Genomic DNA, 14,163 nt, shown 5'->3' with positions numbered 1-14,163 from the left:
AAGATTAAATTCCTACTAATAACCTACCAGTAATATGTCAATATTGTGTTCAGAATGAGCTTTTGTGAATACCCAAAAATATATTTTATTGAATTAAATTTAACTTTTTTAGTGATATAGCAATAAATTATAGTAATTTCAAGCATTCTGGTTATCCGCACAATTAAATTTTTAAATTATTTAGTTGTTAATTTTTTTTCTTTTAAGAGAGCATCTGACCCATCTTTATAATATTTTCTTCTTATTCCTACAGTAGAAAAATCAAAGCGATTATAAAATTTCTCAGCTACAACATTAGTATGGGAGACTTCTAAAACTAATTTATGTATATTTAATTTTTTACATTGTTTTATTAAATAGTTCATAAGGTAAGAACCAAAACCTTTTTTCCTATATTTCTGATTTACTACAAAAAAATTTATTTGAGCTTCATCAAGGACTATATGAAAAACGCAAATTCCTATTACTAATTTTGAAAGTAATAAACCAAAAACTTTGACACCTTCTTTTTTAAATTCTTGGACCCATTGTTCCTTACTCCACAAAGAAATCGTATTTGAATCTAATTCATAACATAATTCAATATCCTTCTCATTTATTTCTTTAATGGATAACATTTTATAATAAGTAAGTTCTCAAAAAATTTGAAATTATTTAATTATAAATGATGACAATTTTATAATAATTTTACTTAGAATTCTCGCATGGAAGAAAAAAAATCCTTTTTAAAACAAAAAATTGACCTAGAAAGTCCAAATAAAAATATTGTACCTATTACTACATCCATTGGAAGTGATGGGAAGTTATCAATTGGTGGATGTTCCATTGAAGAATTAGTTAAAAAATATGATTCTCCTCTTTACATTTTAGATGAAATCACCTTAAGAAACTCTTGTAGAGCGTACAAAAAAGCATTAGAAAAATATTATCCAGGAAAATCTCTGCCCATTTATGCTTCCAAGGCAAATAGTTCTATCTTCATGAGTAACCTTGTTTCATCAGAGGGCTTAGGACTTGATGCGGTTTCAGAAGGAGAACTATTAACTGCTCTAAAAGGTGGGGTCCCAAATGAAAAAATTGTTTTTCATGGGAACAATAAATCAGACAAAGAAATAGAGTTTGCAGTTAGAAATAACATTAAAGTGATTGTGGATAATGATTATGACCTAGAGAGATTAGAGGAAATCTCAAATTCATTTAATAGTGATTTAGAAATAATGATTCGTTTTACTCCTGGGATAGAATGTCATACACATGAGTACATAAGAACTGGATCATTTGATAGCAAATTTGGTTTCGGAATTGAATATTTAAATGTTTTATTCGACAGAATCAGAAATACAAAACATCTAAAATTAAAAGGATTACACGCTCATATTGGTTCCCAGATTTTTGAACTAGCCCCACATAAGGATCTAGGAGAAATAATGGTAAATGTTATTTTAGAAGCCAAAAAATTTGGCCATGATATTGAAAAATTGAATGTAGGCGGAGGTTTAGGAATTAAATATACAGAAAATGACGACCCCCCTTCGATTGACGAATGGGTAAAAACAATTTCCACATCTGTCGTTAAAGCTTGTAATAATCACAATTTAGATTTACCTACTTTAATGTGTGAGCCTGGAAGATCTATCGTATCAACAGCAGGAATAACAATTTATAAAATCGGTTCATTTAAAGAAATTCCTGGAATCAGAACATATTTGTCTGTTGATGGTGGGATGAGTGATAATCCAAGACCGATAACATATCAATCAAATTATTCTGCATGTTTAGTAAATAACCCCTTTAATATTAATTCGAAAAGTAAATATACTATTGCAGGCAAACACTGCGAATCAGGAGATGTATTATTTAAAGAGATAGAACTAGCAAATTGCAAAACAGGAGATCTTATATGTGTATTTGGTACTGGTGCCTACAATAATTCAATGAGTTCTAACTACAACAGAATTCCCAGACCCGCAGCTCTTTTAGTGTGTGGAGGTGAAGCAGAGATTATTCAAAAAAGAGAAAGTCCATTTGATCTTTTAAAATATGATGTCTTGCCTGATCGCTTTATTAAATAAAATTAGGTACATTTAAATAAATTTTTGTTTTTAGAGTGAATTTCTGGGGGATTATAAATTTAAAGCTTTTCTTAGATGTCTTATTCGCTATTGGATTTGGACTTTTATTATTCTCTAGAGTAAAAGAACAACGGACATTATGGCTTCTAAGAGGATATTTGTTTTTAGTCTCTTCCGCATGGTTTATTCAAAGATATGCATACCTTCCATTAACATCAAAATTAATTGATGCTGTAGTACTTGCTTGCTCTCTCTCACTGGCAATCCTTTGGCAAGGAGAATTAAGAAGATTAATGGAATTATTAGGCACTGGAAGACTAGCTGTATTGCTAGGAAATCCACCAAAGGAATTTAGAGCAACGTCAACAACAATTACCCAGTTAGTTGATACTGCAGGTAAACTCTCCCAGAATAGAAGAGGTGCTCTAATCGTTGTAGATTTAGGGAGTGATTTAAGGCCGGAAGATTTTTTATACTCAGGTACAAAAATTGAGGCACAATTGTCAACTGATCTTTTGATAAATCTTTTTGCAACAGATACACCTTTACATGATGGGGCAGTTCTTGTGAAAGGGAACAAAATAATATCTGCTGGTGTAATACTTCCGCTATCAAGGCAAGGAATTAGTAGATACGGAACAAGACATCTAGCTGCATTAGGAATTACCGAAAGATTTGACAGGTGTATTTGTATTGTTGTTTCAGAGGAGACAGGTACGTTATCATTAGCTAACCAGGGTAAACTTGAAAGACCAATTACAAGTAGCAGGTTGCAAGAACTTCTTGTAAATTTGATTGGGAATCCAAACTCTATGGGGACAAGTAAATCATCTTTAGGTAAAAATAGTGCATCCCAAAAATCAAACCTAAGTGATAATATAATCAGTGATTTCAATGAAAAAGAGACCGAGAAATCAGAAATCTTCCATAACAAAAAGGATTAACTAATGAGTTTAGGAAAAATGATAGGAGATAAAAATAATGACTTATACATGAAAATAGATAAACAAAAAGTGCCAGAACATGTAGCAATAATAATGGACGGCAATGGGAGATGGGCTACTAAAAAAGGGTTACCTCGATCATTTGGTCATAAGCAAGGCGTTAATGTATTGAAAGAAATTATCAAAGTCTCAAAAAATTTAGGTTGTAAAGTACTTACTGTTTATGCTTTTTCAACTGAAAATTGGACAAGACCAACAAAAGAGGTTAATTTCCTCATAAATCTTTTTAGCGAAGTTTTGAAAAACGAAATTAAAAAGATAAATGAAGAATCAACAAAAATAAAATTTATTGGGAATTTGACTCCTTTCCCAGAAAATTTAAAAAAAATAATCTCTAGTTCAGAATCTTTAACTAAAAACAACAATGAATTTTTATTCAATGTTTGTGTCAATTACGGAGGTAGACAAGAAATAGTAAAAGTAGCAAAAGAACTAGCCTTAAAATCTTCTTCTGGGAAAATAAAACCAAGTGCAATTGATGAAGAATTATTTAATTCAGAGTTATTAACTCGAGGTATTAAGGATCCAGAATTACTTATAAGAACTAGTGGAGAAAAAAGGCTCAGTAATTTTCTTTTGTGGCAATTAGCTTATTCAGAAATTTATATATCTGACGTACTGTGGCCAGAGTTCAATGAGAATGAATTTCTCAAAGCAATAATTGATTACCAATCAAGGAATAGACGTTTCGGCGGTATAGAATCATTACCAAATGAATCTTTTAAAGATTCTCAATGTTCTTCATAATAAAAAATGAATAAGTCGAATAACGATTCATACAGCGAAATTAGATTCGATTGGGATAGAAAGGAGATATTGGGAATACTTAATATGCCTCTAATTGATTTAATGTGGGAATCACAAATAGTTCACAGGAAATTTAACAACTACAACATTCAATTAGCATCATTGTTCAGCGTAAAAACTGGAGGCTGTGAAGAAAATTGCTCGTACTGTAGCCAATCAATCTATAGTGCTAGCGAAATCAAAAGTCATCCACAATTTCAAGTTGATGAGGTTTTAGCAAGAGCTCAAATAGCAAAAAATGAGGGTGCAGATAGGTTTTGTATGGGGTGGGCATGGAGAGAAATTAGAGATGGAAAATCTTTTAATGCAATGTTAGAGATGGTTAGAGGTGTAAGAGATTTAGGAATGGAAGCATGCGTTACTGCTGGGATGCTTACAGAAGAACAAGCATCCAGACTAGCTGATGCAGGTTTGACCGCGTATAACCATAATCTTGATACTAGTCCTGAGCATTATAAAAATATTATCACGACTAGAACTTATCAAGACAGACTAGATACTATCAAAAGAGTTAGAAATGCCGGAATAAATGTTTGTTGTGGAGGAATAATAGGTTTGGGTGAAACTTATAGCGATAGAGCATCACTTTTGGAAGTGCTTTCAAACATGAATCCGCACCCTGAAAGTGTTCCTATAAATTCATTAGTAGCTATTGAGGGTACAGCTTTAGAAGATAATCAAGAAATTGATTCTATTGAAATGATAAGGATGATAGCTACAGCCAGAATTCTTATGCCTAAAAGTAAAATAAGATTAAGCGCAGGGCGAGAAAAGCTTTCAAAAGAAGCCCAAATTTTATGTTTTCAATGTGGGGCAAATTCAATTTTTTATGGAGATGAATTACTTACAACTTCAAATCCATCTTTTCAATCAGATAGAAAACTTCTTAAAGAAGTTGGAGTATCATATAACAACGATTTTGAAAATTGTGAAAAAACATTATCTTCTTTATGAAAGGCAAAAATTATAAAATAGTTTCTCTTTATTCTTTCTTCCCATTTCAAGAAAACTTAATTCTTGATCTCAAAAATAAATTATTAAAAATCGAAAATGAAAACGATCTTTCAGGTTTATTAATTTTTGCAAGTGAGGGTATTAATGGAACTATTTGTGCGGCGAAAAATGTAATTGATATTGTTATCAATTTACTTAACAAATATACAGATAATAGAAATTTGAATATGAAAGTGAACTTTTCAAAAAAGAAAGTCTTCAAAAAATTAAAAATAAAAATCAAGAAAGAAATAGTTACCATGGGCATCAATGGAATAAACCCTTCGCAAGATAATGGAACTTACATTGACTCAGCTGAATGGAATAAGTTAATTAAAAATAAAGATACAGTAATCATTGACACTAGAAATCATTATGAGGTTTCTATAGGAACATTTCAAAATTCTATAAACCCAAATACTAGAAACTTTAGCGAGTTCCCCAGTTGGGTAGATGATCATTTAGATAATCATTTAGAAAATAAAGAATCTACAAATATAGCAATGTTTTGTACCGGCGGTATCAGATGTGAAAAAGCTACTAGTTTGCTGAAAAATAAAGGTTATAAAAATATTTATCACCTACAAGGGGGTATCCTTCAATACCTTGATGATATACCAAAAGAAGAAAACTTATTTGAGGGTGAATGTTATGTTTTTGATAAAAGAGTTGCTTTAGATCAAGAATTAGAAAAAGGCTCCTACTCCATTTGTCATGCATGTGGAATGCCAGTTTCAATTCAAGATCAAAAAAGAAAAGAATATAGAAAGGGTATCCAATGTCATTTCTGCATAGATCAATTCAGTGATGATGATAGGAAGAGGTTTGAAGAAAGACAAAAACAGATGGACAGATTAAAAGTGGAAAGTCATACAACCCATAAGGACTAATTTTCAAAATCATGAAAGTTGAAGAATTAGAAAAACTAGCAGCTACCATTGGATTATTAATTAAAATTCAAGTTAGAGAAACTCTCGGATTATGCTTCTTTAGAATCGTTATCGCAGAACAGAAAGATAACATCATTAAAATTTGGGCCGAAATGAAAGGCTGGACTTATTTAAATAAACAAGGCATTCAGCTTGATACATTAAGAATCCTTAGTAAAGCGCCTGCTTTTGTTTCGGAATTAATATGGGCAACAACTATGGCTTGGGCAATTGAAAAAAAATCAAGCAACAAAGCAAGACTTTTAGCTATTTTTGATAGTGAAGGATATAGTAAAAAACTTGTAAGATATTTCAAGTTAATAGGCTTCAAAATTGTGAAAGAAGTTGGTTCTAGCCCAGTAGATCTTTTATTAAGATTGGTTTGGGGAGGGGCAGGTACACTTATGAACGGGGAATGTATTTCCATATTGAAAAAACTTGAAAAGAAACTTTCTTTAATTGAAGAAAGTTAACCCGCATGATAACTACTTCTAACTAAGGGGCCAGAAGATACTTTCTTGAAGCCTAATTCCTTAGAGAAGCGATATAAATATTCAAACTCTGATGGATCCCAATATTTCTTAACTGCCAAATGATTTAATGAGGGCCTTAAATATTGGCCGATTGTAATTTGATCACAATCTATTTTTTTAAGATCATAAATTGTATTTTTTATTTCATCCAATGTTTCCCCAAGACCTAACATAATGCCTGATTTAGTTTGAATATGAGGAGCAATATCTTTTGACTTTTTTAGTAAACTAAGGGATTTTTTGTAATTCGCACCTCTCCTAACTTCTTTTTGCAGTCTTTCAACTGTTTCAAGATTATGATTAAAGCAAATTGGATCTTTTTCTAAAATCATCTTCAATCTCTCAGTCTGAAGGTTGTTAGTTTCATCACAATTCTTGCCCCCACCCCATAAATCAGGAGTTAAAACTTCTATTTTAATTGTTGAATCGATTTTTCTAATCTCATCAATTGTAGATATAAATAAATTTGCACCATGATCAGGGAGATCGTCTCTAGCTACAGATGTTAAAACAACATATTTCAAATTTAGTACTTTAACTGCTTCAGCGACTTGAGTACATTCATCAAAATTGATAGAACTAGGTCTACCTTTATTTACCTGACAAAAAGCACAAGAACGAGAACATATCGATCCACCGAGTAAGAAAGTGGCAGTTCCTGAGGCATAACATTCTGCTCTATTTGGACATCTTCCTTCTTCACAAATAGTATGAATATTTGATTTTTTGATGAGTGTTTGTATTTTTTCGAACTCTGAAGCTTTACTAATAGGAAATTTTATCCAAGAGGGAAGTCTTAAGATTTTTTCTTTCTTGATTAGATTATCATTTCTCATTGTCTAATTAAGTTTTGTTCTTCCTTCTAAGGCTCTCGCAAGTGTAATTTCATCCACATATTCAAGTTCACTGCCCATTGGGAGGCCATATGCAATCCTCGTAACTTTTGTAAAAGGGGCTAACAATTTTCCAATATAAAGACTTGTTGTATCTCCCTCAACACTGGGAGTTAATGCCAATATAATCTCATCTATTTCAGACTTACTAACTCGTTCTACTAAGCTCCTTATTTCTAAGAGTTCAGGACCAACAGAATCCATTGGAGATATTAAACCACCAATAACATGGTAGACACCTTTAAATTCTCTAGCTCGTTCCAAAGCAAGCAAATCTTTGGTTTCTGCTACTACGCAGATCAGTTTTTGGTTTCTTTCAGTATTTCTACAAATTTCACATTCATCCTCTGAAGTCAAATTAAAGCATTTTTTACAACGTCCAACATTACTATGAGCTTCTAATAAAGCCTTTGAAAAATCCCTTATTGCGCTTTCAGGTTGTTTTAAAATAAATAAGGCTAATCGTTGCGCTGTTCTTGGACCAATTCCTGGAAATTTCTCAAAATGACCAATTAATTTTGAAAGTGGTTTGGTATAAGTAATCAAAATTAAACTATTTCTAGGAATAATTTAGACGCAAAATTCTGAATTGCCATAATTGTTTGCTTTTAATGTCTTATTATGTTTTTAGTTAGTAATTTCAAACAACATGAAAAATATTAAATTTAACCCATTCAAATTTTTATTTTTAATTTTTTTGTGTTTAACACTTAGTTCTTGTAGTGGAGGTCTCAATGCGGGATTAGAAGCTTATCAAAGCCCTGATGGAAGATATGCCTTTTTGTATCCAACAGGATGGTCTAGAGTGAAAGTTGATGGAGGACCTGAAATTATTTATCATGATTTAATAAATAGTAATGAAACATTAAGTTTAGTAATTTCTGATGTAAATAAAGACGTGGAATTAGAGCAATTGGGAAGCCCAATTGAAGTAGGTCAAACATTAATAGACAAAGTCATTGCTCCTGAGGGTTCAGGTAGAGAGGTGAAACTTATTAATGCAAACAAGAGGGAAGCATCAAATCATATTTTTTATGATTTAGAGTATGAATTAAATTTAAATGAACAGGCAAGACACGAACTGGCTACTGTCGTAATTGATAGAGGAACACTTTATACTTTTGCTGTAGGAACAAATGAAGAGAGATGGAATAAAGTTGATGGATTATTTAGTAATGTAATTGAATCATTTAACTTCTTAATATAGTTTTAGAATATTTTTATATACCTACTTGAACATTCCACAATTCTGCATATATTTTGTTCTGATCTAATAGTTTTTCATGTTCTCCACTTTCAACTATTTTACCTTGATCAATAACAATAATATTGTCCGCATTTTTTATAGTGCTTAATCTATGAGCTATTACTATGGTTGTTCTTTCTTTTGTGATTTTAGATAATGATTTTTGAATTAACGCCTCTGTTTCATTGTCAACTGAGGCGGTAGCTTCATCCAATATTAATATTGGAGCATCCTTTAAAACAGCTCTCGCTAATGCAATTCTTTGGCGTTGACCGCCTGAGAGCTTTTGACCTCTTTCTCCCACTATAGTTTTATAACCGTGTGGCAATTGTTCAATAAATTTATGAGCTTCTGCAATCTTTGATGCCTTAATGATATCTTTAAAACTTGGGTTAATTGAGCCATAAGCAATATTTTCTTGCACTGTGCCGTGAAATAAATAAGTTTCTTGACTAACTAAAGATATACACTTTCTTAAATCCCTCAAATTAATTTCTTTAATGGAAATGCCATCCAAGGTTATTAACCCATTATTACTATCGTAAATCCTAAGGAGTAGCTTTATTATTGTACTTTTTCCTGAACCTGTTAAACCAACAATTCCTAATGTGGAGTTTTTTTCAATTTTGAAATTTATGTTTTTTAAAGTTAAATCTCTTCCAGGATAATTAAAATTTACATTATTAAAAATTATTTGTCCTTTAACATCTTTAGGTTCAATTTTTATTTTCCCATCTTTTATTTTTATAGGCGTATCTATAAGATCAATTACTCTATTTATTGATGCCATAGATCTTTGAAAATCATCTAAAACATGTCCCAAAGTAGTTAAAGGCCATAATAGTCTTTGTGTAATAAATACTAAAAAACTGTAAGTACCAACATCAAGAGTTTTATTCCAAGTTTGGAAACCTCCAATTAATAGAATTGCTATAAATGCAAATAAGATTGCAAATCTTATAAGAGGGATAAATGCTGAGGATAATTTTATTGCTGCCTTATTACTTCTTTGATAAGAGAGACTTTCTTTATTTAATCTATTAAGTTCCCATTTTTCTTTAGTAAAACTTTTTATAGTCAGAATTCCACTTAAATTATTATTAAGTCTTGACGCCAGCAGTCCAGCTTTATTTCTTACATCTTTATATTTTGGAGCAAGCTTCTTTTGAAAGTTAATTGATCCTAAAAATATTATTGGGATAGGAAAGAAAGCAAATAAAGCAATTTTTGGAGCGACAAAAATCATAGTGCCACCAATTATTAAGACAGTTATGAATAACTGAATAATCTGATTAGCCCCTTGGTCTAGAAATCTCTCGAGTTGATTTATATCATCATTCAAAATAGATAATAGCCTTCCAGTATTATCGCTTTCAAAAAAGTGCATATCTAATTTCTGTATATGTTCATAAGCTTTTATTCTTAATTTATGTTGCGATAGCTGAGCCAAATTTCTCCATAAAACCGAATATAAATATTCAAAGGAAGATTCACCAGACCAAACAATTCCTGATACAAATGCAAGGAAAATTAATTGTGCTGGAACTTCTTTTATACCAAAACCAGCAATCCATGAATTCTGTTCTTTTACAACGATATCTACTGCAAGACCAATTATTACAGGAGGGGCCAAATCTAATATTTTATTAATTATGGAACTAAAAAAAGCAAAAAATAGTAATTTTCTTTCTTCAATAAGATTAAAATAAAGTCTAATTATTGGGTTTTTATTGTTCTTAGATCTCATGAAGTAGAAATTAATTTTTTAAGTTAAAATTTAAAATTTTTCTTGAGCTTTTAATTTACATTTATTTTTGGCATCTTGATGACTTGCCGTTTGCATAAATTCTTCGTAATAACATTCACAAGTTTCATTTGCAATTTCTTCAATATATTCTATTTCTGCTTTCAACATCTCCTCTTTGACACTTTGAAGACAAAATAATTTTATTATTGAATTTTGTTTTGTTTGGGCTAAATAATGGCTATTGAAAGAGTTGTATAGAATCATCAGATTCACAAAAAAAGCGAATTTATATATGCTATCTTTCATGATTTATACTTAGTTTCTTACTTTGATTTTTTTTAATTTATTTCTAGTTTCTGCATGTAGATCTCTAGGCAAATCAACCAAACTATAATCATTAAAAATCTGAATCTTACCTATTGATCTACCATTAATATTAGTGGTATTACAGATTGAGGATATAATATTTGCAACTCTAACTCCATCAAATTTACCAAAGTTAAATTTATAGGTTTCAAAAGAATCATTTTGATAATTATTTCTTCTATTTGAATTTCTCAAACGATTATTACCATTTCTATTTGATCTATTTCGATCAATATTATTTTGTTTATGAATCCAAGAATCATCTTCATTAACAAAAAATGCCTTATTACCTATTACTAGGTTAATCGCCGCCATTGCAATATTGGAGTCATCCATAGAGTGTTTTTCTTTTAAATTATCTAATACATCAATAATCAAAGCTTTATTTTCTTCATTTTCTTCTTTTGCTAAAGAACTCTCATTAACATTCTCTATGAGTTTCTCCATCCTTTTTTCATTTATTTTTTTATTACTTGGTATATTAATTTCTTCAATCTTAGTTCTTGTTGAATTTTCTAAGTTTCTTAGAAAATGTTTTTCTCTTTGATTAACAAATAAAATTGCCTCTCCAGATCTGCCTGCTCTGCCAGTTCTTCCAATTCTATGAGTATATGTTTCCTTATCAAAAGGAAAATCATAATTAACTACAAGCTTTATCCTTTCAACATCTAATCCTCTAGCTGCAACATCCGTTGCTACAAGGATATCAATAAATCCTTTTTTTAATCTATCTACAGTATTCTCTCTCTGATTTTGAGGGATATCTCCATTAAGCACTGCAACAGTATGACCTGAATTTTCTAGAGCTTCAGCTATTGAAGTTGTAAGTAGTTTTGTCCTTACAAAAATTATTACGCCCTCATTATTAAGTTCTAATATTCTTTTTAAGGCATCTAACTTATGATGCCTTTGAACATATAGAAATTTTTGTGAAATTAATTGAGTTTCTTTTTTGACACTCTTGATTAATATTTCGGCGGGATCATTTAGATGTTTTTTTGCTATGTTTCTAATCTCATTAGGCATTGTTGCTGAGAATAATACCATCTGTTTATTCTCCGGAAGTTGACCTATTATCCATTCAATATCTTCAAGGAAACCCATATTTAACATTTCATCGGCCTCATCTAAAACAAGACAATTTATGCCATTAATTTTAAAAGTGCCCTGCCTTATATGATCCATTATTCTGCCAGGGGTTCCAACTACTACGTCAACTTTTCTTTTCAATGCAGAAATTTGATTTCGGTAGTCGGTGCCTCCGTATATTGCAACTGTCTTAAAATTACTAGATTCAGAACTATAACTTTTAAAAGATTCTGCAACTTGAGTTGCCAACTCTCTAGTAGGAGTCATAACTAAAACCTTGGCATTTAATTCTTTATTATCTGCAAGTTTTTCTATTAATGGTAATGCGAAAGCTGCGGTCTTGCCTGTTCCAGTTTGAGCTTGCCCTAATAAATCTCTGCCTAACATAAGTTCCGGAATAGCAGCTTTTTGGATAGGAGTTGGATTTTTGTATCCTTTATTTCTTAACGAATTTAAGATCGATTGATTAAACCCAAAATCAAGAAATCCATTCTCATTATCATTCCCTTTTAATACTTCCAATGGTTGAGATTCGATTTCTGTTTTGTTTTCTAAGTTGTTTAACTCAAGTAGGGAAACATCATCATTCTGGAATTTTTCCTTACCATTATCAACTGAGTTTGCATCTTTTTTTGAAGCCACATTAAATGCCTAATTATCTTCTGATCAGGCATTCAACAAATATCTAAATTTATTTAAATTGTTGACTCGCCTTACAGAGCCGAATTATTAATCTAACATCTTGGGGTTAAAATCTTACTAATTTCTTAAAAATAAGATTTAATTTAAATAATATATTTCTAGAAATTTCTTCGCTCTTGTAACTGCAGTATAAAGCAACCTTTTTTCATAATTATCACTGCAAAAGATATTTTCATTATCTTTTTGCTCTTTTACAGCATATTTATTTCTTCTTGATTTTTGGGACCACAAAATACTTACTCTCTCAGATTCACTTCCTTGAGATTTATGAATAGTAATAGCTATTGCTGGTACAACATTTTCTAATTTAGATGGATCAATTAATTCAATAATTTCTTCGTTATTATCATTAAATTTTCGAAAAAGATATTTTCTTTCATTATTTAAACCTATAAGGACACCGATATCTCCATTTGACAATCCAAGTTCATTATTATTTTTTGTGCACATGATGGGAACACCCTCGTTAAGAATTTTGAGGTCATAGGGTTTTTTCTGACCAAAAACTACTTCATTCAAATATTCAACACTCCATATTCCAGTATTTTTTTCACATAAAAACAAGTGACTTTGCAAATCCAGAAATATCTTTTCTACTAGATCTTTTTCATTAACCATTAAATTATCAATGCATTCATCAAATATATATTTTTTTTTACTTAAATTTGTAGTTGAATGATTTAACTTATTTAGATAACTTGTAATTGAATTAAATAGATTTTTTGGAATATCTTTTTCTCTACTTTTTGTAATAGTAACTTCTTTTGATTTATTATCTTTTTCTAATTCTCTAATCTTTTGATTAAGTAAAGAATCATCATTTTTAAATATTAAACTACTAATTAATGCTACATCTCCAATATTTCTATAAGTTTTATTCAAATTTATTATACAAGATTTAATTAAACTATTATCAAAATATTCAAATAAATAATTCCATATAGAGCAATTATTAACTGGGGATAATTGATTTTTATCTCCAACTAAAATAATTTTGCAATCCTTTGCTAGTAAACTTAAAACTGATTCAATCAAATCTATATTTACCATGGACATTTCATCAATTATAAAAATATCTAGTTCTTTTAGTTTAAATTTCAAATTAAGAGATTTATTATTAGAATTAAGAATCCATCTGTGTAAAGTTTGAAATTCTATTTGATCTAAAAATTTGGTAATAGAAATATTTTTTTGATTATTAAGAGATTCTTTTAGACGAGCTGTAGCTTTACCTGTGGGAGCTGATATGCCTATATTTAAAAATTTATCAACTTGAAGGAGTTCTAATATGAAATTTATTATTAAAGTTGTTTTACCTGTCCCTGGTCCTCCTTGAAGTAAAACTAAGTTTGATTTTTCAAATATATTTTTAATTTGATCTATTTTATTATCATCTTCAGAAATTATCGAATTAATTAAAATATCGTTATCTATTTTTTTTAAAAAGGAATTAATAACTCTATCTATCTTTCTTGACCATTTTGCAAGGGATAATTTCCTATCCACTAATACGAATGGAGAATTAATGGAACCTGTCAAACCTATATCTTTTAGAACTTCTAAATGTTTATTTGGCCATCCATCTTCCAATATTTCAAAGATTATTAAACTATTATCTACATCAACAATAGTTTCTCCATTTTTTTCAAACTCTAATAAAATCTTTATTGCATCTTTTACGAAATTACCATATTTTTCTTCATTAAATTTAAAAATACCTAAGATTAAATTAAATACATGATCATATTGGAACTTCTCAATATCAGTAGTTGGTTTACTCAT

Annotated in this window: 14 protein-coding genes; 7 read left to right on the top strand and 7 right to left on the bottom strand. The window is 30.1% G+C overall.

From position 1 onward, the window contains the following. Positions 1-176: 176 nt before the first annotated feature. Positions 177-617 (bottom strand): ribosomal protein S18-alanine N-acetyltransferase, encoded by a 441-nt coding sequence (gene rimI, locus EU96_RS00710; RefSeq protein ID WP_032527485.1) that lies wholly within the window; start codon positions 615-617, stop codon positions 177-179. Positions 618-704: 87 nt separating this feature from the next. On the opposite strand from rimI, the gene lysA reads away from it, so the two are divergent. From lysA to EU96_RS00740, 6 genes are read left to right on the top strand one after another with little or no spacing between them, the layout of a single operon-like run. Beyond that, positions 705-2,072, top strand: coding sequence for a diaminopimelate decarboxylase (gene lysA, locus EU96_RS00715; protein WP_032527484.1), 1,368 nt, complete (start codon positions 705-707; stop codon positions 2,070-2,072). Positions 2,073-2,107: 35 nt separating this feature from the next. Next, complete coding sequence (gene cdaA / locus EU96_RS00720) at positions 2,108-3,016, top strand: diadenylate cyclase CdaA (protein WP_032527483.1); 909 nt, start codon at positions 2,108-2,110, stop codon at positions 3,014-3,016. 3 nt (positions 3,017-3,019) lie between these two features. Further along, positions 3,020-3,823 carry an isoprenyl transferase gene (locus EU96_RS10075; RefSeq protein WP_032527482.1) on the top strand — a complete coding sequence of 268 codons (804 nt, stop codon included), beginning with the start codon at positions 3,020-3,022 and terminating at the stop codon, positions 3,821-3,823. Positions 3,824-3,829: 6 nt separating this feature from the next. Further along, entirely contained in the window at positions 3,830-4,837 is a 1,008-nt protein-coding gene (gene bioB / locus EU96_RS10070) for a biotin synthase BioB (RefSeq protein WP_032527481.1), read from the top strand. Beyond that, positions 4,834-5,766 carry an oxygen-dependent tRNA uridine(34) hydroxylase TrhO gene (trhO, locus tag EU96_RS00735; protein WP_032527480.1) on the top strand — a complete coding sequence of 311 codons (933 nt, stop codon included), beginning with the start codon at positions 4,834-4,836 and terminating at the stop codon, positions 5,764-5,766. Before bioB ends, trhO begins: the two co-directional genes overlap by 4 nt. Before the next feature lie 11 nt (positions 5,767-5,777). Further along, complete coding sequence (locus EU96_RS00740; protein WP_032527479.1) at positions 5,778-6,278, top strand: hypothetical protein; 501 nt, start codon at positions 5,778-5,780, stop codon at positions 6,276-6,278. Here the strand turns inward: EU96_RS00740 and lipA are convergent. Together lipA and recR are read right to left on the bottom strand one after the other, a co-directional pair. Continuing rightward, positions 6,275-7,174 carry a lipoyl synthase gene (gene lipA, locus EU96_RS00745; protein ID WP_032527478.1) on the bottom strand — a complete coding sequence of 300 codons (900 nt, stop codon included), beginning with the start codon at positions 7,172-7,174 and terminating at the stop codon, positions 6,275-6,277. The two genes, EU96_RS00740 and lipA, sit on opposite strands and share 4 nt — an antisense overlap. A gap of 3 nt (positions 7,175-7,177) precedes the next feature. Beyond that, positions 7,178-7,777 carry a recombination mediator RecR gene (gene recR / locus EU96_RS00750; protein WP_032527477.1) on the bottom strand — a complete coding sequence of 200 codons (600 nt, stop codon included), beginning with the start codon at positions 7,775-7,777 and terminating at the stop codon, positions 7,178-7,180. A gap of 103 nt (positions 7,778-7,880) precedes the next feature. Here recR and psbP point away from each other — a divergent pair, with 103 nt between their 5' ends. Then, the gene (gene psbP / locus EU96_RS00755) at positions 7,881-8,438 is read left to right on the top strand and encodes a photosystem II reaction center PsbP (RefSeq protein ID WP_032527476.1); all 558 of its coding nucleotides are present in this window, start codon (positions 7,881-7,883) and stop codon (positions 8,436-8,438) included. Between the two features lie 13 nt (positions 8,439-8,451). Here the strand turns inward: psbP and EU96_RS00760 are convergent, their stop codons facing one another. The 4 genes from EU96_RS00760 to EU96_RS00770 form a co-directional block, all read right to left on the bottom strand. Next, positions 8,452-10,224, bottom strand: a complete 1,773-nt coding sequence (locus EU96_RS00760) for an ABC transporter ATP-binding protein (protein ID WP_032527475.1) — start codon at positions 10,222-10,224, stop codon at positions 8,452-8,454. A gap of 30 nt (positions 10,225-10,254) precedes the next feature. Continuing rightward, entirely contained in the window at positions 10,255-10,530 is a 276-nt protein-coding gene (locus EU96_RS0109490; protein WP_032527474.1) for a hypothetical protein, read from the bottom strand. A gap of 9 nt (positions 10,531-10,539) precedes the next feature. Continuing rightward, complete coding sequence (locus EU96_RS00765; RefSeq protein WP_032527473.1) at positions 10,540-12,321, bottom strand: DEAD/DEAH box helicase; 1,782 nt, start codon at positions 12,319-12,321, stop codon at positions 10,540-10,542. A 138-nt stretch (positions 12,322-12,459) separates the two neighbouring features. Continuing rightward, the gene (locus tag EU96_RS00770; RefSeq protein ID WP_032527472.1) at positions 12,460-14,163 is read right to left on the bottom strand and encodes an AAA family ATPase; all 1,704 of its coding nucleotides are present in this window, start codon (positions 14,161-14,163) and stop codon (positions 12,460-12,462) included.

The sequence above is a fragment of the Prochlorococcus marinus str. MIT 9302 genome (genome assembly GCF_000759975.1).
GTDB lineage: Bacteria > Cyanobacteriota > Cyanobacteriia > PCC-6307 > Cyanobiaceae > Prochlorococcus_A > Prochlorococcus_A marinus_M.
Note: the sequence above shows the minus strand (reverse complement) of the source record. Positions and strands in the feature narration are given on the sequence as shown.